Origin of the sequence: Rhizobacter sp. AJA081-3 (assembly GCF_017795745.1) — a bacterium.
Classification (GTDB): domain Bacteria; phylum Pseudomonadota; class Gammaproteobacteria; order Burkholderiales; family Burkholderiaceae_C; genus Piscinibacter.
Genome location: NZ_CP059067.1, coordinates 1 through 19,978, shown reverse-complemented (window position 1 = coordinate 19,978; position 19,978 = coordinate 1). Strand labels below are relative to the sequence as shown.

The window sequence follows — 19,978 nt, the reverse complement described above, 5'->3', positions numbered from 1 at the left end:
CCGAGGTCGGGTGAGCGCCGTTGAACGCAGTCGCGCGGGGCGCCTGCTCCGCCCGAGCCTGGCAACCGTGGTGTGGGCCTGGCGGCCCGGGTCGTCGCAACGCTCCTCGGGGGAGCCGCGATTGTACGGTTACCGATGTACGCAAGCTCGTTCTTGCCCCGGGCGGGGGCATGGGTTGCAATCGGCGAATGACAAAAAGTACACGGAACCGCCGGCTGCGCCCGAGCAGCTGCGCCGCCCTCGGCGCCGCCTTGCTGCTCGCCGGCTGCGCGCTGCCCAAGGTGTCGACACCGGCGCTGCCGCCGCCCGTCAGCGCCGCGCCGCTGCCGGCCTCGCCTTCGGGGGCCTGGGTCTGGTCGCCGCAGATCGAGTCGGCCGGGTCGAAGCTGCGCAGCGCGCTGTTCGGCTCCGGGGCCGACGTGTCGCAGACCAGCGACCAGCGCCTGTGGATCAGCCTGCCAGCCGACAGCACGTTCGCGGCCGGGCGTTCGGCGGTGACCCCGGCCGCCGGCGCCTGGCTCGACCAGGTGGCGACTTCGTTGCGCGCGCTGCCGCGTGCCGAGGTGCAGATCGTCGGCCCGGTCGATGCCAAGGGTGGTGCTGCGCTGGCGGTGGACCGCGCCGCCAGTGCGCGCGACTGGATGGTCATGCGCGGCGTGCCGGCACGCCGCATGGCCGTGTCGGGCCAGGCACCGCGCGGGCGCAATCCCGGCGAGGGGCGGCTCGACATCCTGATCGGCGAGCGCAATATGCCCTGAGCGGCCGGGCGCGGTAGCGGCGGATCAACTCAAGATTCGGTGCAACGGTGCCGAAAACGACCCTGAAGCCCGCACCCGCCCCATGTCTTACCAACTGCTGCCCCCGGATGTTCTGCGCGTCGGACAGCCCACGCTGTTCGCCCTGCGGGACAAGACCGGCTGCCTGCTCGTGCCCAAGGGCACGATGGTGGCGAACGAGGAACAGCTGCACCAGCTCGTCACCCGTGAGCTGTACGTCGACGACCAGGACAGCGAGGCGCTGCGCCGCGCGATCGGCGGCAAGGTGCACGAACTGGTGCGCAGCAACGAGCTGCTCGGGCGCATCGCGAAGGCCCGGCCGGAGGCCTCCGACCTGCTGCCCCCGCCCGCCGCTGCCGGGCAGCGCCGGCTCGACGATGCGGTGACCGCTTGGTCGAACCTGCAGGTGCGCGCCGCCGCGCTGCTGCGCGATCCGGCCCAGCCGGAGTTCGCCGCCAAGCTGATCCAGTTGCAGCGCACGCTGGTCGACCAGGTCAACAGCGACCCGGACGACGCGCTGATGCTGCTCGTGAACGCCGCCACGCAGGAGTTCCGCGACTACAGCGCCAGCCACGCGGTGCTGGTGGCCGTGCTCTGCGAACTGGGCTCGCGCCACGTCGTCGGCATGACGCCCGCGCAGCGCCTGTCGATGCGCTGCGCCGCGCTGTCGATGAACGTCTCGATGACGGCACTGCAGAACCAGCTGGCGCTGCAGGACAGCCCGCTCACCGGGCCGCAGCGCGGCCAGGTCGAAAGCCATGCGCAGCGCAGCGCCGAGGCCCTGAAGGCGGCCGGCGTGAGCGATGAACTCTGGCTCGAGGCGGTGACGCAGCACCACAGCGCCCCGCCCGGCCCGCTGGCGGCGATGGAGCCCGGAATGCGCCTCGCGCGCCTGATCCGCCGCGCCGACATCTTCGCGGCGCGCATGAGCCCGCGCCGCGGCCGGCTGGCCATGTCGGCCACCGCGGCCGCGAAGGCGGCTTACCTGAACGAAGAGAACCAGCCCGACGAAGCCGGCTCGGCCATCATCAAGGCCACCGGTCTGTACCCGCCGGGATGCCTGGTGAAGCTGGCCAACGGCGAAGTCGGCGTGGTGCTGCGTCGCGGCCGGCGCGCCAACGCGCCGGTGGTGGCGAGCATCGTCAACCCGGCCGGTGCGGTGCTCGCCTCGCCGGCCCTGCGCAGCACGCACATGCCCGCCTTCGCGGTGACCGGCGGCGTGGCGCCGCACGAGGTGAAGGTGCGCCTGAACCTGCAGCGCCTGCTGCAGCTGACCTGAGGGCAGCGGATCAGGCGGCTGCCAGCCCCTGGAACAGACTCGCCCCGCAGCAGCGCGGCTGGTAGCGGCCCACGCGCTGGGCGATCTGCGCGATGTGCTCCGGCGTCGTGCCGCAGCAGCCGCCGGCGATGTTCAGGAAGCCCGCCTTGGCGAACTCCTCGACCAGCCCGCCGGTGATCTCGGGCGTCTCGTCGAATCCCGTCTCGCTCATCGGGTTGGGCAAGCCGGCGTTCGGGTAGCAGCTGATGAAGGTGTCGCCGGCCACGCGCGACAGCTCCTCGATGTACGGGCGCATCAGCGTCGCGCCGAGCGCGCAGTTCAGGCCGATGGCCAGCGGCTTCGCATGGCGCACGCTGTGCCAGAAGGCCGTGACCGTCTGGCCCGAGAGGATGCGGCCCGAGGCGTCGGTGACGGTGCCCGAGATGATCACCGGCAGCCGCTCGCCGGTGTCTTCCATCAGCTCGTCGAGCGCGAAGATCGCCGCCTTGGCATTGAGCGTGTCGAAGATGGTCTCGACGAGGAACAGGTCGCAGCCGCCCTCGAGCAGGCCCTCGGCCTGGTCGCGGTAGGCGGCGCGCAGTTCGTCGAAGCTGACGTTGCGGGCCGCCGGGTCGTTCACGTCGGGGCTGATGCTGGCCGTGCGCGGCGTGGGGCCGAGCGCGCCGGCGACGAAGCGCGGCTTGTCGGGCGTGCTGTACTTGTCGCAGGCGGCACGCGCCAGGCGGGCGGCGGCCACGTTCATCTCGCGGGCCAGCGGCGCCAGGCCGTAGTCGTCCTGCGCGACGCTGGTGGCGCCGAAGGTGTTGGTCTCGAGGATGTCGGCGCCGGCCGCGAGGTACTGCTCGTGGATCTGGCTGATCACGTCGGGCCGCGTGAACTGCAGCAGCTCGTTGTTGCCCTTCAGGTCCTTCGGGTGGTCCTTGAAGCGTTCGCCGCGGTAGTCGGCCTCGACGAGCTTGTGGCGCTGGATCATCGTGCCCATGGCGCCGTCGAGCACGACGATGCGCTTGGACAGGATCTCGGGCAGCGCGGCGGCGCGGGTGTAGGCGAGCGTCTTCATGGCGCAATTCTAGGCGGCGGCCTGTCGACCCGCCTCAGTGCAGGGACGTCGGCTGCGTTTCCTGGAACAGCGAAGCGCGGAATTCGATCGAGCGCGGCCCATCGTCATTCATCGCCCACAGCGCCAGCGCCTTGGCCGACATCGGCTTGGCGTACAGGTAGCCCTGCAGTTCGTCGCAGCCGAGCGATCGCAGCACGTTCGCCTGGCCCTCGGTCTCCACGCCTTCGGCCACCACCTTCAGGCCCAGCGCCTGCGCGAGCTTGACCACCGCGTCGACCACCGCGCGGGCATCGGCGCTGGTTTCCAGGTCAAGCACGAAGCCGCGGTCGATCTTCAGCTCGCCGGCCGGCAGCTTGCGCAGGTAGGCCAGGCTGGAGTAGCCGGTGCCGAAGTCGTCGATCGAGATGTGCACGCCCACCGCGGCCAGCTTCTCGAAGATGCGCATCGTGCCTTCGGCGTCTTCCATCGCCGCCGATTCGGTGATCTCGCAGGTCAGCAGCTGCGGGTTGACCTGGTGGCGCTGCAGCGCCGCGGCGATGCGCTCGGCCAGGTCCGGCTGGCGCAACTGGTGCACGGACAGGTTGATCGCCACGCGCATGCGCAGGCCCTCGTCGCGCCACGTTCGGGCCTGCCGGCAGGCTTCGTCGATGACCCACTGCCCGAGCACGCCGATCAGGCCGTGCCGCTCGGCGATCGGGATGAACACCGCCGGGCTGACCATGCCGCGCTGCGGGTGGTGCCAGCGCAGCAGCGCCTCGGCGCCGGTGATCTCGCCGGAGGGCGCGTGCACCTTCGGCTGGTAGTACAGCTCGAGCTGCTGGCGCGCCACGGCCTGGCGCAGGTCGCGCAGCAGCTCGACCTGCTCGCGCGCATCGCCGAGCATGCGCGGCTCGAAGAAGGCGAAGGTGGCGCCGCCGTTGCGCTTGGCATAACGCGCCGCGGCTTCGGCATTGACCATCGCCATGGTCAACGAGCCGTCACGCGGGTAGAGCACGACGCCGATGGAGCCGGTGATCGGCGCCGGCCTGCCCTCGATCTCGCAGGGCTCGGCCAGCACGTCGAGCAGCTGCTGCGCCATCGCCGCGGCGGCGGCACGGTCGGTGTCGGGCCCGAGCAGCAGCACGAATTCGTCGCCACCCACGCGAGCCAGCATGCCCCGCGAGGCGACCGCGGCGCGCAGCCGCTGCGCCATGGTCTGCAGCAGCAGGTCGCCGACGCGGCGGCCGAAGGAATCGTTGACCGGCTTGAAGTTGTCCAGCCCGATGAAGAGCACGGCCATCGGCGTGGGCACACCTTCGGCGCGGCGCGCTGCCGCGTCCAGCCGCAGGTCGAAGGAATGGCGATTGGGCAGCTGCGTCAGCGCATCGGTGCGGGCGGACTCCTCGACGCGCTCGATGGCTGAGCGCAAGGCCTGGCGCATGCGCGATTCCATGATCGTGAGCACCAACAGCATCAGCACGATCGCTCCCGTGCCCAGCACGGCCAGGGCGGTCAAGGTGTGGTCGCTGAGCACGCCCATGTGGTGCAGCGACACCGCACCCTGCGGCACTTTCGCTCCCAGCACGACGAGGCGTTGCGCACCGACGACCGCAACAGCGACCAGCAGCGCCGCACCGGCCCGGTAACCCATCGATGCACGGCGGGCACCGCCGGTCAGCCAGCCGCCGGCGGCCAGCAGCACCGTCAGGCCGGCCACGGCAAGCGCAGGCCACTGCCATGCCCATGACGGCTCGGGCGCCAGGCGCATGTCGTGCACATAGAGGATCTTCGAGGCGACGGTGACCATCGCCACGAGCAGCGCGGCGGGCGCGAGGCGCAGTGCGCCGATGCCGCCGGTGGCGACCCGCTTGAGCGCGGCGGCACTGGCGAGCACGCCGCCCAGCCAGCCGATCGCCGTGAGGGTTCCGCCATAGCCCAGCGGCAGCGACAGCGGCCGGACGGCGGCCGTGATGAAGTGCACGCACCAGAGGCCGGTGCCGAACGACACGGCGGCGGCGGTCAGCCACAGCGCAGCGACGCGGCCGGACGTAGCGGCCACGCGCCGCACGATGTCGAAGGCGACGTAGAAGGCCAGTGCGGACAAGCCCACCGCCGCCACCTCGAGCAGCGGAAGGAATTGCCAGGCGATGAAGGCTTCGTTGTCCAAGGGGCGCGCACGGAGATCCAGTGGGGATCTATCGGCACGCTCTTCGCACACTGGAGTCCCGCTCGGCATTTGCCGTGCGGAGCGTCACGAAGCGCGCCGTTCAGTGCACGAAACCGATGCCGCGGTGCTGGCGCACTTCCGGCTTGACGCGGTGCTCGGCTTCGAGCTGCGAGAGGAATTCGTCGGGCTCGAAAGTCTCGCCCAAGACGTCGACCTGCCGCTTGACGGCAGCGAAATCGCCCGGCGCGAGCAGCTCCAGCGCACGCAGCCGCTTGCGCTGCTCGTCGGTGAGGCGCTGCGCATCACCGCCCAGCGCCTCGGCCACGAACATGCGCTCGCGCTGATCCGGCTTCAGGCCCTTGAACTGGATCTTGAAGGTGAAGCGGCGCAGCGCGGCCTCGTCGAGGTCCTGGAACAGGTTGGTGGTGCAGATGAAGATGCCGGCATAACGCTCCATGCCCTGCAGCATCTCGTTGACCTCGCTGACCTCGTAGCTGCGCTCGGCCAGACGCCGGCTGCGCAGGAAGCTGTCGGCTTCGTCGAGCAGCAGCACGGCCTGCTCGGTCTCGGCCTCTTCGAACATCTTGGCCATGTTCTGTTCGGTTTCGCCGACGAACTTGCTCACCAGGTCACTCGCCTGGCGGATCATCAGCGGGCGCTGCAGCTCCTGCGCGATGTGTTCGGCCAACGCCGTCTTGCCGGTGCCCGGCGGCCCGTAGAAGCACAGCGTGCCGAAGCCCTTGCGGCGCAGCGCCTCGACGATCTTGGGCACCTCGAAGCGCGACTCGGTGTTCACGAGCGACAGGTCGTAGCTCGTCACCACGCGGCGCGCGCCGCGCTCGCTGCTGGTATTGCCCAGCGCCTTGTCGGCGTTGACGAGCTGGCGCTCGATCAGCGCCTCGGCGCTGTCGCTGCAGGCGTCGCCGGCCAGGCGGGCGAACTTGACCGCCGTGCGGATCTGCGCCGGCGTCAGGCCGCGGCGCTCGGCCAGCCGCGAGGCGAACTTCTCGCCCACGTCCACGCCGGCCAGTGCGCGCGTGACCAGCGCCTCGCGGGCACCGGGCGGCGGACTCTTCAGCTCCAGGTGGTACTGGAAGCGGCGGCGGAAGGCCAGGTCGATCTGCTCGATGCGGTTGGTGACCCAGATCACCGGCACCGGGTTGGTCTCGAGGATCTGGTTCACCCAGGCCTTGCCGCTGACGCTGCCGGTGGGCGCGGCGTCGCTGCTGTCCAGCCGCGCCATCAGCTGCGCGGCATCGGTGGAGATCGGCGGGAAGACGTCTTCGACTTCGTCGAACAGCAGGCCCACCTTGGCGCTGCCCTTGAGGAACACCTGGCTGATCTGCAGCGAGCGGTAGCGGTCGCGGCCCGACAGCGAGTTGCCGTCGCGGTCGGCGTACTCCACCTCGTAGAGCTCCAGGCCGGCGGCCTGCGCCGCCACCTTGGCCAGTTCGGTCTTGCCGGTCCCGGGCGGGCCATAGAGCAGGATGTTGACGCCTGGCTCCTTGCGGGCGACGGCGTTGCGCAGCAGCGCGGTCATCATGCGGCAGTCGTCGCCGACGTAGTGGAAGTCGCTTTCGTTCAGCTCGCTGCGCACCGCCGGCCGCGTGAACACCGCCATCAGGTCCGACGGGCCCTCGTAGTGGCGCATCAGCACCGGCGGCAGCTGCTCGCTGACCTTCATCAGGTCGGCCAGGTCGGTGATGTTGTGCTCGGAGATCAGGTTCTCGACCATGCCAATGCGCTCGAGCCGCGAGCCGGCCCGCAGCGCCTCGGCCACGTCGGCCTCGTTGACGCCGGCCACGCGCGCGATCGCCGCGTAGGCCTCCTGCGCGTTGCTGACCTTGAACTCGACGAGCAGGCCGCGCAGGTCACGCTGGTAGCGCGCCAGCGTGCCGTAGAGCAGCAGCGCGCGTTCGGCCGGGTTCAGCTGCAGCAGGCCGGCGAGCGCATCGATGTTCTTCTCGACGAGTGTCGATTCCTTCTTCAGGCTGCGCTCCAGCCAGTCGGCCGTGGCGCCGAGCACGGCGAGCAGGTCCTTCGGCGCGTCCTTGATGTATTCGTCGATGTAGAAGAACAGCGTGCCCTCTTCGTACGGCCCGCGCCAGGCGCCGTGGCGATCGACGAAGGCGGTGTCGGAAAGCAGCTCGTGGCCGCGCCACTGCTCGTTGGCCTTGCAGCGGGCATTGAGGAACTCGCGCAGCCGCGCCAGCACCGAGGCCGGCCACACCAGGTGCTTGCCGGTCAGCGAGAGCAGGCTGTTCCAGTCGCGCCGCGGATTGAAGCGCGCGACGTTGCGCATCGTCAGCGAGAGCACGAAGTGCGAGCACATGCGGTCGAGCACCGGCGCGTCGTGCAGGCCGGGCGAGAGGATCGGCCGGCCTTCGCCGACGCTGCGGCTGTGCTTCACCATCGATCACCTCCTGGGCGGGACCATCTTGGCGCACCCGGCGGCGCGCGGCAAGCCCCAGCGGATCGCCGGGGCCCGCAGACCATAACGCAGGAGGGCTCGCCGCGTCGACCGAAGGCCGACGAATGGCGTGGCGAAGGTCACGCGCCCGCGCGGACGCGTGCCGCTCAGAAAGGGATCAGTGCAGCACCAGGGGCTGCTGCGACATCGCGGCGTAGCGCTCGATGTACGCGTCCATCTCCTCTTCGGAAGGGTCGGTCTCGATCAGCGCCTGCACGCCCTGCTTGAAGGTTTCGGCGAGCGCGCCCTGGATGAAGATCTCCTTGCGCGCGAACTTGTCGACGATCTCGTAGCCGCCGCGCGTCAAAGGTTCGTGCGGTGCGGGCGCGACCATGTCCTCCGTCGTGCCGGGCACGTCGAACTGCACCACCGCGAAACTGTCCGAGTTGTAGAGCATCTGCATGAGGGACTCTCCTGAACCAGCACGTGAGTCCTTCAACGCAAGTTTCAAGCCCGCGGTGCACCGATGCCCCTGCGAGCCGGGGGGTCAGCCGCCGGGGAGGAGTTCGCGCAGGCGCAGTTCCAGACGGTCCTCATCGGCGGTGCCCAGGGTGGCACGGATCGGCAGGTGGTGGCGGGCCGGATCGAGCCAGACCTCGACGCGCGTGTCGTAGGGCGAGCGCGGCTCGCGCAGGAGGTGCACGGTATCGACCGCCGTGCCAAAGGTGGTGAGCGACTCCTTGCCCAGGCTGCGGAACGACCAGCTCGAGGCGTCGCCGCGCGCGCCGACCACCTGCAGCGTGATGCGCTGGCCCTCGGCGAGCAGGGCCGGATCGGCCGCTGCCACGGCGGCGAGCTGGATCATCCAGCTCAATCGGTCCTGCACGCCAGGCTGCCAGGGCACCTCGGTCGACGGCCCGGAGAATCGGATGCGCCCAGCCTCGCGTTCGAAGTTGGCGGCCACCGCGGCGCGGCGCGCTCGCTGGTCGGTGAAGCGCGTCGGCGCGAGGCCATGAGCATCGAGCACGCCCTCGCTGACCTGAGTGAGCACGTTCAGCCCGACCACCGAGCCTTCCAGGCGCAGTGCGTAGCGGCCGGCCTCGGCCTGCCAGCGCAGGTCGCCGCTGCCGGTGAGGCGGCCGCGCCGCAGCTCGTAGCGCAGCGTGGCCGACGGCGGCAGCTGCGTGGCATACAGCGGCGGCGGCGCCCCCTCGCCGGCCGCCGCGGGAGCCGACGCAGGGGCCGAAGCGGGCGTGGCGGCCACCGGCAGATCCGCAGCCGCCACCTGCGAGGCCTCGGGCATCGGCGCCGCGGCAGCGCTTTCCAGCGGCGGCGGGCTCAGCTCCGGCTCGGCGGGCGGCGCAGGCCGCGCCGACGGGTCGTCGCCGCGCAGAGCCGGCGACGCCAATGGCACCGCGACAGGCCGCGCCGGCGGGCGCGCGGGCCGGGGCGGTGCCGGCGTGGCCACGGCCACCGGCGGCGGCTCCGGCTCGGCCGGCACCGGCGCGGCGATGGTGCGCAGTTGCACCACTGCGCCGCTGGTGGCGGCTCCCGGCGCAGGCGGCGACAGGTCCACGCCACGCAGCAGCAGCACGTGCACGAGCAGCGTCAGCGCGGCCAGTGCGGCGAACGCACGATTGCGGCGCGGGTCGCTACCGGCCGACAGCATCGACAATCGCCTCCTTCGACACCCGAATCACCGCATCCCGCATGAAACTCGCCACCTACAAGGACGGATCGCGCGACGGCCAACTGGTCGTCGTCTCGCGCGATCTCTCGACCGCGCACTATGCCAGCGGCATCGCCACCCGGCTCCAGCAGGTGCTGGACGACTGGAACTTCCTCTCGCCGCAGCTCGAAGACCTGTACCAGACGCTCAACCACGGCAAGGCGCGCCACGCCTTCCCGTTCGAGCCGGCGCAATGTGCCGCGCCATTGCCGCGCGCCTTCCAGTGGGCCGACGGCTCGGCCTTCATCAACCACGTGGAACTGGTGCGCAAGGCGCGCGGCGCGGAAGTGCCCGAGAGCTTCTACACCGACCCGCTGATGTACCAGGGCGGCAGCGACGACTTCCTCGGCCCCACCGACGACATCGTCTGCGCGAGCGAGGAATTCGGCATCGATTTCGAGGCCGAGGTGGCGGTGGTCACCGGCGACGTGGCCATGGGCAGCTCGCCGGACGAGGCGCTCGAAGGCATCCGATTGCTCATGCTGGCCAACGACGTGAGCCTGCGCCACCTGATCCCGGCCGAGCTGGCCAAGGGATTCGGCTTCTTCCAGAGCAAGCCGGCCACCGCCTTCAGCCCGGTGGCGGTGACGCCCGACGAACTCGGCGGCGCCTGGAAGGGCGGCCGGGTGCACCTGAACCTGGAGTCGGTGTGGAACGGCAAGCGCGTCGGCCTGTGCGACGCCGGCGACGAGATGACCTTCCACTTCGGCCAGCTGATCGCGCACCTCTGCAAGACGCGCAACGCGCGCGCCGGCAGCATCGTGGGCAGCGGCACGGTCAGCAACAAGGACTGGTCGCGCGGCTACAGCTGCATCGCCGAGAAGCGCGCGATCGAGACCATCGAGTCGGGCGCGCCGAAGACCGAGTTCATGCGCTACGGCGACCGCATCCGCATCGAGATGAAGGGCACGGACGGCACCAGCGTGTTCGGCGCCATCGACCAGCGCGTGGCGCCGCTGCAGACCTGAGCGCCTCAGGCGTCGTAGATCGTCTGCAGCGACTCGAAACCCTTGACCTCGATCGGGTTGCCGCTGGGGTCGCGGAAGAACATCGTCCACTGCTCGCCGGGCAATCCGGCGAAGCGCAACTGCGGCTCGAGCACGAAGGCAGTGCCGGCGTCCGTCAGCCGCTTCGCCAGCGCCTGCCAGTCGTCGCGCTGCAGCACCAGGCCCAGGTGCGGCATCGGCACCAGCTTGTCGCCGACGTGGCCGGTGTCGGTGGTGCGGAACGGCTCGCCCAGGTGCAGCGAGAGCTGGTGGCCGAAGAAGTCGAAATCGACCCAGGTGTCGGTGCTGCGACCCTCGCGGCAACCGAGCACGCCGCCGTAGAAGGCGCGCGCGGCGGCCAGATCCGTGACGTGGTAGGCGAGGTGGAAGAGGGCTTTCATCGCGGACGGCCTTGGTTTTCGTGGCATCGTAAGACCATGAGCGCCGAACTGCCACGCACCTTCAAGGTCGTCACCGTCTGGCTGCTGGCGGGCGTGGTGTTGTTCCTGGGCGTGCAGTGGTGGCAGCACCGGGCCCAGCAGGCACGCTTCACCAGCGGCGACGACGTCATCGAGATCCGCCGCGGGCCCGACGGCCACTACCACTGGCCCGGCTCCATCGAGGGCCGCGAGGTCGACTTCCTGGTCGACACCGGCGCCACCGGCACCGCCATCTCGGCATCACTGGCGCGTGATCTCGGGCTGCGCGCGATCGACACCGTGCAGTCCAGCACCGCCGGCGGCGTGGTCACCGGCGAGGTGGTGCGTGCCGACATCACCTTGCGCGGCGGCTTCCGCGCGGATCGACTGCCGGTGGTGGCGCTGCAGGGTCTGAGCGACCGACCGCTGCTGGGCATGGACGTGCTGGGCAAGCTGAAATGGCAGCAGGGCGACGGCGTGCTGCGCATCGACCTGCGCTCGCTGGGCACGCGCTAAGCTGCACCCATGAGCTGGCTTCGATTCTTCCGTCGCGGGCTCGCGCTGCTGTCCCTGGCGTTGTCGTTCGGCGCCTTCGCCCAGGCGCCCGCCACCGACTGCCCGGCGCCACCCGCACCACCCGGCGCCGAGGAGATCCGCGCCGGCATGGCCCAGGCGCGCGACCGCGGCTTCCTGTGGCGCATTCAGAAAGACGGTCTGGAGTCCTACCTCTACGGCACCGTGCACGTGGCCCGCCTGCCCTGGATGTTCCCCGGCCCGCGGGTGCGAGAGGCGCTGTCCGCCAGCGCCACCGTGGCGCTGGAGCTCGATCTGCTCGACCCCGACATCCAGCGCCGCATGGCCGCCGGCGTGGCCGCCAGGGCGGGCGACGCGCTGCCGGCCTCGCTGCAGCAACGGCTGGCCCGGCGGGCGCGGGCTGAGTGCGTGGAGCCGGACCAGCTCTCCGGCATGAAGCCGGAGTTCCAGATCGCCACGCTGTCGATGCTGGCCGGCCGCCGCAGCGGCCTGGAGCCGGGCTTCGGCGTCGATCTGTTCCTGTCCAACCTGGCGCGCCGCGAAGGCAAGCCGGTGGTCTCGCTGGAGACGGTCGACGAGCAGCTGCGCGCGCTGGCCGCCCGCAACCGCGCCGAAGCGATGGAGCTGGTGGGCAGCACGCTCGACGAGCTCGACAGCGGCCGCGCACAGCTGATGCTCGCCCACATCGCGCAACTGTGGGCCGCCGGTGACCACGCCCGGCTGGCACGCTACGAGGAATGGTGCGAGTGCCAGCGCACGCCCGCCGAGGCCGCCGCGATGCGCCGGCTGCTGGAAGGGCGCAACCCGGCGCTGGCCACCCGCATCGACGCACTGCACCGCGGCGGCAAGCGCGTCTTCGCGGCGGTCGGCAGCCTGCACATGACCGGCCCGCGCGGGTTGCCGGCGCTGATGGCGCAGCGCGGCTACCGCGTCGAGCGCGTCGTGCTCGAATCGCCCGCGCCGGACCTGCTCGCGCTGTGGGACTTCGCCGACCCGGCGGCTTCCGAGGCGCGCTTTCGCGAGCGACTGGGCGATGCCTCGCACGAGGTGGGGCTCTCGCTGCGCACGCAGATCGCCCGCACGCACAGCCTGCGCGGCCAGTTCGCGCAGGCGCACCAGCTGCTCGACGGCGTCGACGCCGAACTGGCCGGCACCGGCGCCGAGCCGCGTGTGCGCTCGCTGCTCGAACGCGGCCGCACCTGGCGTTCGGCGCGCGAGCCGGCCAAGGCGCGGCCGCTGTTCCTGCAGGCGGTGCAGCAGGCGCGCGCTGCCGGGCTGGACTACCTGCACGTCGACGCGATGCACATGGTCGCGCTGGTCGAGACCACGCCGGACTTGCAGCTCGACTGGAACCGCCGTGCGCTGGCCGCGGCCCGCGAGTCGCGCGACCCCCAGGCGCAGCGCTGGGAGGCATCGCTCTCCCACAACATCGGCTACGCCTTGCACGAGGCGGGCCGCCACGGCGAAGCGCTGCAGGCCTTCCGCGATGCGCTGGCCGCACGCCAGCGCGACGGCGCCGCGGCGAGCCGGCAGCGCGAGGCACGCTGGATGGTGGCACGGGAGCTGCGCGCGCTGCGCCGCCACGACGAGGCGCTCGGCCAGCTGCGCGAACTGGAGCGGGAGCTCGCCGCCGCCGGCGCGACCGACGGCTTCGTGCCGGAAGAAATCGCCGAGAACCTGCTGGCGCTCGGCCAGGCCGACCAGGCGAAGCCCTACTTCGCGCAGGCGCATGCGCTGCTGTCGCGCGACGAGTCGGCCGACCGCCCCGACGACGCCCGGCTCGCACGGCTGCTGGAGCTGTCGCGCTGAAGGTGTGCCAACCAGCACGCGGCAGGGGCACAATGGATCGGGCACGCCGTGCCAGAACAACACCACCGACAAAGGAGACTCCATGGCCGATGCCGCCGCCTTCACCAAGCTCGTTCCCGGTTTCGACTTCCTGCAGGGCCTGGTCAAGAACGCCGGCTCCGCGCTGCCCAACATCGGGCAGTGGGTGGCGCCGACGCTGAACCCCGAGGAGCTGGAAAAGCGCATCGAGGAGCTGCGCACGGTGCAGTTCTGGCTGGAGCAGAACGCCCGCATGCTCGGCGCCACCATCCAGGCGCTGGAGGTGCAGCGCATGACGCTGTCGACGCTGAAGACGATGAACGTGCAGATGGACGACCTGCGCGAATCGCTGACGCTGCGCGTGCCCACGCCGGCGGCCGCCGAAGCGCCCCTGGGCGAACCCGAGCCCGATGCCGCGCCGCGCAAGGCGAAGGCAGCGCCACGCAAGTCGGCCGCTGCGTCCGCACAGACACCGCAGGCGGTCGACCCGATGCAATGGTGGGGTGCGCTGACCAAGCAGTTCACCCAGCTGGCGGCCACGGCGATGAAGGACAGCGCCACCGACGCCGCCAAGAACCTGGCCGGCACGATGGTCAAGCAGAGTTTCGACGCGGCCAGCCAGACGATGAAGAAGGCCGCGTCGGTGCCCGGCAAGGTGGCCCGCGGCGCCGGCGCGGCGGCGCGCACCGCGACGCGCAAGTCGATCTCGCGCAAGAAGGGCGCGCCTTGATGCGAGTCAAGCGGTAACGCGTCGATGAAGACCTTCCTGCAGGCCCATGCCACGCACCCCGACTGGCGCTACGCGCTGGCGATGGTGCAGCCGCAGCTGCAGGCACAGCAGCGCGAGCGCGCCCCGTACGAGCCGACGCTCGGCTGGGTCTACCTCACCGACCACTACGCCGCGCAGGCCGAGGCGCTGCTCGCCGAGCTGAAGCAGCACTGGCCCGGCGTGGCCTGGGTCGGCGCGGTGGGCATCGGCGTGGCGGCCTGCGGCGTGGAGTACTTCGACGAGCCGGCGCTGTCGGTGATGCTCGCCGAGCTGCCGCGAGCGCAGTTCCGCGTCTTCTCGGGCGCCACGCCGCTGGCCGGCTTCGCCGCGCACTCCGCGCAGGTTCACGCCGACCCGAACACGCAGGACCTGGCCGAGCTGGTGGCCGACATGAGCGACCGCACCGCCACCGGCTACCTGTTCGGCGGCCTCGCCTCGGCGCGCAGCCGCACGCTGCACATTGCCGACACGGTGCTGCAGGGTGGCCTGTCGGGCGTGGCCTTCGCGGCCGGCACGGCCCTGGTGTCGCGTGTCACGCAGGGCTGCCAGCCGGTGGGCCGGCTGCGCACGGTGACCAGCTCCACCAACAACGTCATCACCACGCTGGACGGCGAAGGCGCGCTCGACTGCCTGCTCGCCGACCTGGGCCTGGCCGGGCGCGAACCGCGCGAGGCCCTGCCACAGATCCGCCAGACGCTGGTCGGCCTGTCCGACCCGGCCGAGCGCGCCGACGGCGTGAGCGCCGCGCACCGCGGCGCCTTCGGCCCCGACACGCGCGTGCGCCACCTGATCGGGCTGGACCCGGCGCGCCGCGGCATCGCCATCGGCGACACCGCGCCCGAGGGCCTGCAGCTGGCCTTCTGCCAGCGCAACACCGAGGCGGCGAAGCGCGACCTGGTGCGCATCTGCGCCGAGATCCGCGAGGAGCTCGAGCCCGAGGAGATGCCGCTGGCCGCCGGCGTGGCGGACGCCGCCGCCGCGGAACCCGGTGCCGCCGCCATCGCCGGAGCGGTGTATGTCAGCTGCTCCGGCCGCGGCGGGCCGCATTTCGGCGCGCCGTCGGCCGAGCTGGCCATCGTGCGGCGGGCGCTGGGCGACGTGCCGCTGGTCGGCTTCTTCGCCGCCGGCGAGATCGCCCGCCACCACGTCTATGGCTACACCGGCGTGCTGACGGTGTTCACCGGCACCCGATGACGGTGCTTCACGGCGAGCGCGTCACGTTGCGCCCCTGGCGCGACGACGATCTCGCCCCCTTCGCCGCCCTCAACGACGACCCCGAGGTCATGCAGCACCTCAGCGGCCGCCTGAGCCGCGAGGACAGCGATGCCATGGCGGCGCGCATCCGCGAGCACTTCGATCGACACGGCTTCGGCCTGTGGGCGCTGGACGTACCCGCGATCGGCTTCGCCGGCTTCGTGGGGCTGAGCGCGCAGGTGCCGTTCGAGATCGGCGTGCCCGGCATCGCGCCGCACCCGCACGAGATCGGCTGGCGGCTGGCCCGCGCCGCCTGGGGCCACGGCTACGCCACCGAGGCGGCCACGCTGGCGCTGCGCCATGCCTTCGCACACCTGCACCTGCCGCAGGTGGTGTCGTTCACCGTGCCGGCCAACCGGGCCTCGCAGGCGGTGATGCAGCGCATCGGCTTGACGCCGAGAGGCGAGTTCGACCATCCGCGCTTTGCGGTCGGCCACCGGCTGCGCCGCCACGTGCTGTACGCGATCGACGCGCCGGACCACGCGGCGGCCGAGATTCCCTGACATGGCGCCGCCGCGCATCCCGCCGATCCACTGCCTGATGAGCTTCGAGGCGCTGGCGCGGCTGCGCAGCGTCACGCTGGCGGCCGCCGAGCTGAACGTCACGCCCAGCGCGGTGAGCCACCGCATGCGCCAGCTCGAGTCGCAGCTCGGCGTGAAGCTGTTCGCGCGCGGCGATTTCGCGCTCAGCGCGGAAGGTGCCGCCTACCTCGTCCAGGTGCGCCAGGGCCTCCAGGCCTTGCAGCAGGTACCGGGCCCCGGGGCCGGCAGCGGCACGACCCGGCTGCGCCTGGCGGTCACGCCGACCTTCTCGCGCCAGATGCTGATGCCGCGGCTGGCGCTGTTCCGCCACGCCTACCCGGACGTCGAGCTGATCCTGCAGGTCTCCATCCCGCTGATGGACACCAAGGCCGAAGACGCGGACCTCGAGATCCGCTACGGCAGCGGGCCCTACGCGGGCGTCGAGCAGGAGCGCATCCTCGTCGACCAGATCGTGCCGGCCTGCAGCCCCGAATACCTGCACGAGGCCGGGCCCTTCGAGGGCTTCGACACGCTCGAGCAGGTGGGCCGCGCCCGCCTGATCCGCAGCCCGCTGGAGCCGTGGAACACCTGGTTCGCTGCCTGCGGCATCGCGCTGCCCGAGCCGCGCGAAGGCGCGCAGTTCAACGACGTCGGCCTGATGCTCGACGCGGCGGCGGCCGGCTTCGGCATCACCTTGCTGCGCCTCAAGCTCGGACATGAATGGCTCGACAGCGGCCGCCTGGTGCGCCTGTCGCCACGCTCGGTGGCCTCGCCGCACCACCACTTCCTGTGCTGGAAGCCCGGCGCCATGCAGCGCTGGGAATGCGCCGCCTTCGCCGACTGGCTGCGCCTCTGCAGCTTGAACTGCCGAGGGCTGAAAACGCTCACGCGCGGCGCGTGAAGATTCTTCTCACGCAGCCTTCGCCATGGGTCAAAACCTAAAGTCGCGCGCGCACACCGGGCCGGCTTTCCTGCATGCGCTCCGGACGATTTTCAAACTTCGAGACAAACCATGGTCTGGCAGCAACAGGTCTACGACCCGTTCTGGCAACATGCGTTCATTTCCACCCCGCTCGGCGCGGTGCCGGTGGTGGTGATGCTCGTGCTGGGGTTTCGTTTCGGCACCTCAAGGCCTACACATCGCGGCGGGCCTCGGCCTGGTGCGGCGGCGCTGGCTTTCATCGCGGTGTTCGCCTACGGGCGGCATGCCGTGGCCTCGATGGCGCAACGCGGCCTCTACGGCGGGCTGACCGGGCTGCCGCCGATCGGCTGGATCGTGCTGAACATCATCTTCCCGCACCAGCTGACCGGAGCAGAACGGCAGGCAGCCTTCAAGATCCTGCAGGACTCATCGCCGGCATCTGCGCAGTGACCGCCGGCTGCAGCTGAAGCTGCTCATCGCCTCGCCTCGGCGCCTTCTTCGAGGGGGCGGCCGGCTTCGGCACGCCGGTGGCGGTGGTGACGGCGGGCGATCCTCACGGTGGCCTGGGCTTCTCAGCCGCTGGCCGCCTCGGGCCTGCTCGCTGATCGCCAACACGGCGCTGGTGGCCTTACGGCGCGCGCTGGGCACGCCGGTGATCACGCTGGCCAAGGTGCACGGCTACGACCTGATGGCGCCGGCCCGCGATGATCGGCCGGCAGCTGCCGCTGTTCTCGCTGCTGGTGCCGTTCTGGCTGATCTTGGCCTTCGCCGCCGGCCGCGTAAAGGCGATGTGGGAGATCTGGCCGGCCATCCTGGTGACGGGCGCGAGCTTCGCGGTGTCGCAGTTCCCGGTGTCGCACCACGACGGCCCGGAGCTGGTGTGACGTGGATCGCCGCCGTGGTGTGTCGATGATCTCGCTGGTGAGCTTCCTGAAGGTCTGCTGGCAGCCGAAGACGATCTGGAGCTTTCCGGTGTCGCTGGAAGCGCCACTGAGAAGCGACGGCGGCGAAGGCCATGCGATGACATTTCGGCACCGACGGAGCTAACCCGCGCGCCGACGTGATCCTCGCGCCTGGACGCCGTGGGCCATCCCTCACCGTGCAAGTTCGTTTTCATCTGGGGTTCTGCTTCGCCGGTCAAGGCTCCGGCTCGCGCAGTGACGCCAGCGCCGGCCTCTCCCGATCGGCGGGCTGCACAACCCGATCGAGAAGATGCCGCCGGTGGTGAAGGCGCCGCACAAGGAGGCCGCGGTGTACGTGCTCAACCTGCTGTCGGCCACCGGCACGGGCATCCTGCTGTCGGCCATCGTCGGCGGGCTGGTGATGAAGCACATCCCGCTGCAGCTCGTGAGCACCTTCGTGCGCACGATCTGGCTGGTGCGCTATTCGCTGCTGACCATCGTGCTGATGCTCGCGCTGGGCACGCTGACGCGCTACTCGGGCACCGACACCACGCTCGGCCTGGCCTTCGCCAACACCGGCGTGTTCTATCCCTTCTTCGGCACCCTGATGGGCTGGCTGGGCGTGGCCCTGACTGCCGGACACGGGCAGCACGTGCTCTTCGGCGGCATGCAGATGGGGTGGCCGAGCAGCTCGGCCTGAACCTGATGGGCGCGGCGAATGCTCGGCGGTGATGGGCAAGATGACGACGCGCAGTCGATCGTCGTGGCTCCACCGCCACGCGCTGGTTCAACCACGAAGGCGACATCCTGCGCTACGTGTTTCCATTCGATCGCGCTGGTTTGCCTGGTCGGCCTGTACGTGACGCTGCAGGCGTGCGTCTGGCCGTTCACGCTGATGGTGTGTGGGTTGTGGTGGGTGTGGGGGGGGGGGGGGCGTTGGCTGTGCGCGTTTGACCATTGTGAAACGCAACGAGAGCTGCCGAATGCCCTTCGAGCTTCGAGACCGGTACGCCCTCCACGCTGGGCGCGTCGGCCGACCGCAAGACACGCCGCGCCGAGGTGGTGGGTGAACTCTCGGCCGTGCTGCCTTCGCATGCGCTGCTGTGGCACAGCGAGGACACCGTCCCCTACGAGTGCGACGGCCTGACGGCCTACCGCGCGCAGCCGCTGGCCGTGGCGCTGCCCGAGACCGAGGAGCAGGTCGCTGCCGTGCTGCGCACCTGCCACCGCCTGAACGTGCCGGTGGTGGCGCGCGGCGCCGGCACCGGGCTCTCGGGTGGCGCACTGCCACACAAGCTGGGCGTGACGATGAGCCTGGCCAAGTTCAACAAGATCGTCTCGATCGACCGCGCCTCGCGCACGGCGCGCGTGCAGTGCGGCGTGCGCAACCTCGCCATCAGCGAAGCGGTCGCACCGCTGGGCCTGTACTACGCGCCCGATCCGTCGAGCCAGATCGCCTGCACCATCGGTGGCAACGTGGCCGAGAACTCCGGCGGCGTGCACTGCCTGAAATACGGCCTGACGCTGCACAACGTGCTGCGCGTGCGCGGTTTCACCGTCGAGGGCGAGGCGGTCGAGTTCGGCTCCGAGGCGCTCGACGCCGCCGGGCTGGACCTGATGGGCGTGCTGGTGGGCAGCGAGGGCATGCTCGCCGTGACCACCGAGGTGACGGTGAAGCTGGTGCCCAAGCCGCTGCTGGCGCGCTGCATCATGGCCAGCTTCGACGACATGCGAAAGGCCGGCGACGCGGTGGCCAGCGTGATCGCCGCCGGCATCATCCCGGCGGGGCTGGAGATGATGGACAAGCCGATGACCGCGGCCGTCGAGGATTACGTGCACGCCGGCTACGACCTCGACGCCGAGGCCATCCTGCTGTGCGAGAGCGACGGCACGCCCGAAGAGGTGGACGAAGAGATCGGCCGCATGGTCGAGGTGCTGCAGCGCTGCGGCGCCACCGCCATCTCGGTCAGCGAGGACGAGGCGCAGCGGCTGCGCTTCTGGAGCGGGCGCAAGAACGCCTTCCCGGCCTCGGGCCGCATCAGCCCCGACTACATGTGCATGGACTCGACCATCCCGCGCAAGCGCCTGGCCGACATCCTGCTGGCCATCCAGGAGATGGAGAAGAAGTACCAGCTGCGCTGCGCCAACGTGTTCCACGCCGGCGACGGCAACCTGCACCCGCTGATCCTGTTCGATGCCAACGACCCCGACCAGATGCACCGCTGCGAGCTGTTCGGCGCCGACATCCTGGAGACCAGCGTGCGCATGGGCGGCACGGTGACCGGCGAGCACGGCGTGGGCGTCGAGAAGCTCAGCTCGATGTGCGTGCAGTTCGCGCCGGCCGAGCGCGAGCAGATGCTCTCGCTCAAGCGGGCCTTCGATCCGAAGGAACTGCTCAACCCGGGCAAGGTGATCCCGACGCTGCACCGCTGTGCCGAATACGG

At 70.9% G+C, this 19,978-nt stretch carries 16 protein-coding genes, 1 pseudogene and 1 riboswitch; of the genes and pseudogenes, 11 read left to right on the top strand and 6 right to left on the bottom strand.

All coding sequences use genetic code 11. From position 1 onward, the window contains the following. Positions 1-5: 5 nt before the first annotated feature. Positions 6-114, bottom strand: a riboswitch (S-adenosyl-L-homocysteine riboswitch). 74 nt (positions 115-188) lie between these two features. Both HZ992_RS00100 and HZ992_RS00095 read left to right on the top strand, forming a co-directional pair. After that, positions 189-758, top strand: coding sequence for an OmpA family protein (locus HZ992_RS00100; RefSeq protein ID WP_209384661.1), 570 nt, complete (start codon positions 189-191; stop codon positions 756-758). Between the two features lie 82 nt (positions 759-840). After that, complete coding sequence (locus HZ992_RS00095) at positions 841-2,055, top strand: HD-GYP domain-containing protein (RefSeq protein WP_209384660.1); 1,215 nt, start codon at positions 841-843, stop codon at positions 2,053-2,055. Between the two features lie 10 nt (positions 2,056-2,065). Here the strand turns inward: HZ992_RS00095 and HZ992_RS00090 are convergent, their stop codons facing one another. From HZ992_RS00090 to HZ992_RS00070, 5 genes are all read right to left on the bottom strand, one after another. Continuing rightward, positions 2,066-3,115 (bottom strand): homocysteine S-methyltransferase family protein, encoded by a 1,050-nt coding sequence (locus HZ992_RS00090; RefSeq protein WP_209384659.1) that lies wholly within the window; start codon positions 3,113-3,115, stop codon positions 2,066-2,068. 34 nt (positions 3,116-3,149) lie between these two features. Further along, positions 3,150-5,261 carry a putative bifunctional diguanylate cyclase/phosphodiesterase gene (locus tag HZ992_RS00085; protein WP_209384658.1) on the bottom strand — a complete coding sequence of 704 codons (2,112 nt, stop codon included), beginning with the start codon at positions 5,259-5,261 and terminating at the stop codon, positions 3,150-3,152. 100 nt (positions 5,262-5,361) lie between these two features. Beyond that, positions 5,362-7,674: an ATP-binding protein gene (locus tag HZ992_RS00080; protein WP_209384657.1), complete on the bottom strand. Its 2,313-nt coding sequence runs from the start codon at positions 7,672-7,674 to the stop codon at positions 5,362-5,364. Between the two features lie 175 nt (positions 7,675-7,849). Then, on the bottom strand, positions 7,850-8,134 hold the full coding sequence (locus tag HZ992_RS00075) for a BTH_I0359 family protein (protein ID WP_209384656.1): 285 nt from the start codon (positions 8,132-8,134) through the stop codon (positions 7,850-7,852). 84 nt (positions 8,135-8,218) lie between these two features. Further along, positions 8,219-9,340: a DUF3108 domain-containing protein gene (locus HZ992_RS00070; RefSeq protein ID WP_209384655.1), complete on the bottom strand. Its 1,122-nt coding sequence runs from the start codon at positions 9,338-9,340 to the stop codon at positions 8,219-8,221. Between the two features lie 41 nt (positions 9,341-9,381). On the opposite strand from HZ992_RS00070, the gene HZ992_RS00065 reads away from it, so the two are divergent. Next, on the top strand, positions 9,382-10,368 hold the full coding sequence (locus HZ992_RS00065) for a fumarylacetoacetate hydrolase family protein (RefSeq protein WP_209384654.1): 987 nt from the start codon (positions 9,382-9,384) through the stop codon (positions 10,366-10,368). A gap of 5 nt (positions 10,369-10,373) precedes the next feature. On the opposite strand, the gene HZ992_RS00060 is transcribed toward HZ992_RS00065, so the two are convergent. After that, on the bottom strand, positions 10,374-10,787 hold the full coding sequence (locus HZ992_RS00060) for a VOC family protein (protein WP_209384653.1): 414 nt from the start codon (positions 10,785-10,787) through the stop codon (positions 10,374-10,376). Positions 10,788-10,823: 36 nt separating this feature from the next. Here HZ992_RS00060 and HZ992_RS00055 point away from each other — a divergent pair, with 36 nt between their 5' ends. From HZ992_RS00055 to HZ992_RS00005, 8 genes and pseudogenes are all read left to right on the top strand, one after another. Continuing rightward, positions 10,824-11,321, top strand: a complete 498-nt coding sequence (locus HZ992_RS00055; protein WP_209384652.1) for a retropepsin-like aspartic protease family protein — start codon at positions 10,824-10,826, stop codon at positions 11,319-11,321. Positions 11,322-11,330: 9 nt separating this feature from the next. Then, positions 11,331-13,148 (top strand): TraB/GumN family protein, encoded by a 1,818-nt coding sequence (locus HZ992_RS00050; protein WP_209384651.1) that lies wholly within the window; start codon positions 11,331-11,333, stop codon positions 13,146-13,148. A gap of 82 nt (positions 13,149-13,230) precedes the next feature. Beyond that, positions 13,231-13,896 carry a PhaM family polyhydroxyalkanoate granule multifunctional regulatory protein gene (locus tag HZ992_RS00045; protein WP_209384650.1) on the top strand — a complete coding sequence of 222 codons (666 nt, stop codon included), beginning with the start codon at positions 13,231-13,233 and terminating at the stop codon, positions 13,894-13,896. A gap of 24 nt (positions 13,897-13,920) precedes the next feature. Further along, complete coding sequence (locus HZ992_RS00040; protein ID WP_209384649.1) at positions 13,921-15,129, top strand: FIST signal transduction protein; 1,209 nt, start codon at positions 13,921-13,923, stop codon at positions 15,127-15,129. After that, positions 15,126-15,692, top strand: a complete 567-nt coding sequence (locus HZ992_RS00035; protein WP_209384648.1) for a GNAT family N-acetyltransferase — start codon at positions 15,126-15,128, stop codon at positions 15,690-15,692. The genes HZ992_RS00040 and HZ992_RS00035 overlap by 4 nt, the downstream gene beginning before the upstream one ends. A gap of 1 nt (position 15,693) precedes the next feature. Then, positions 15,694-16,611 (top strand): LysR substrate-binding domain-containing protein, encoded by a 918-nt coding sequence (locus tag HZ992_RS00030; RefSeq protein WP_209384647.1) that lies wholly within the window; start codon positions 15,694-15,696, stop codon positions 16,609-16,611. A 111-nt stretch (positions 16,612-16,722) separates the two neighbouring features. Beyond that, positions 16,723-18,441 (top strand): annotated as a pseudogene (locus HZ992_RS25610) (L-lactate permease); the annotation flags it as partial. A gap of 113 nt (positions 18,442-18,554) precedes the next feature. Next, positions 18,555-19,978: FAD-linked oxidase C-terminal domain-containing protein (locus HZ992_RS00005; protein ID WP_209387308.1), on the top strand; the 1,424-nt coding region annotated here is incomplete at its 3' end.

Bases quoted from the DNA above. Each gene is read 5' to 3' on its own strand.
- HZ992_RS00065 (WP_209384654.1), top strand. From the start codon at position 9,382: ATGAAACTCGCCACCTACAAGGACGGATCGCGCGACGGCCAACTGGTC.
- HZ992_RS00030 (WP_209384647.1), top strand. From the start codon at position 15,694: ATGGCGCCGCCGCGCATCCCGCCGATCCACTGCCTGATGAGCTTCGAG.
- HZ992_RS00060 (WP_209384653.1), bottom strand. From the start codon at position 10,787: ATGAAAGCCCTCTTCCACCTCGCCTACCACGTCACGGATCTGGCCGCC.
- HZ992_RS00100 (WP_209384661.1), top strand. From the start codon at position 189: ATGACAAAAAGTACACGGAACCGCCGGCTGCGCCCGAGCAGCTGCGCC.
- HZ992_RS00075 (WP_209384656.1), bottom strand. From the start codon at position 8,134: ATGCAGATGCTCTACAACTCGGACAGTTTCGCGGTGGTGCAGTTCGAC.
- HZ992_RS00045 (WP_209384650.1), top strand. From the start codon at position 13,231: ATGGCCGATGCCGCCGCCTTCACCAAGCTCGTTCCCGGTTTCGACTTC.
- HZ992_RS00040 (WP_209384649.1), top strand. From the start codon at position 13,921: ATGAAGACCTTCCTGCAGGCCCATGCCACGCACCCCGACTGGCGCTAC.
- HZ992_RS00055 (WP_209384652.1), top strand. From the start codon at position 10,824: ATGAGCGCCGAACTGCCACGCACCTTCAAGGTCGTCACCGTCTGGCTG.
- HZ992_RS00080 (WP_209384657.1), bottom strand. From the start codon at position 7,674: ATGGTGAAGCACAGCCGCAGCGTCGGCGAAGGCCGGCCGATCCTCTCG.
- HZ992_RS00035 (WP_209384648.1), top strand. From the start codon at position 15,126: ATGACGGTGCTTCACGGCGAGCGCGTCACGTTGCGCCCCTGGCGCGAC.
- HZ992_RS00070 (WP_209384655.1), bottom strand. From the start codon at position 9,340: ATGCTGTCGGCCGGTAGCGACCCGCGCCGCAATCGTGCGTTCGCCGCA.
- HZ992_RS00095 (WP_209384660.1), top strand. From the start codon at position 841: ATGTCTTACCAACTGCTGCCCCCGGATGTTCTGCGCGTCGGACAGCCC.
- HZ992_RS00090 (WP_209384659.1), bottom strand. From the start codon at position 3,115: ATGAAGACGCTCGCCTACACCCGCGCCGCCGCGCTGCCCGAGATCCTG.
- HZ992_RS00050 (WP_209384651.1), top strand. From the start codon at position 11,331: ATGAGCTGGCTTCGATTCTTCCGTCGCGGGCTCGCGCTGCTGTCCCTG.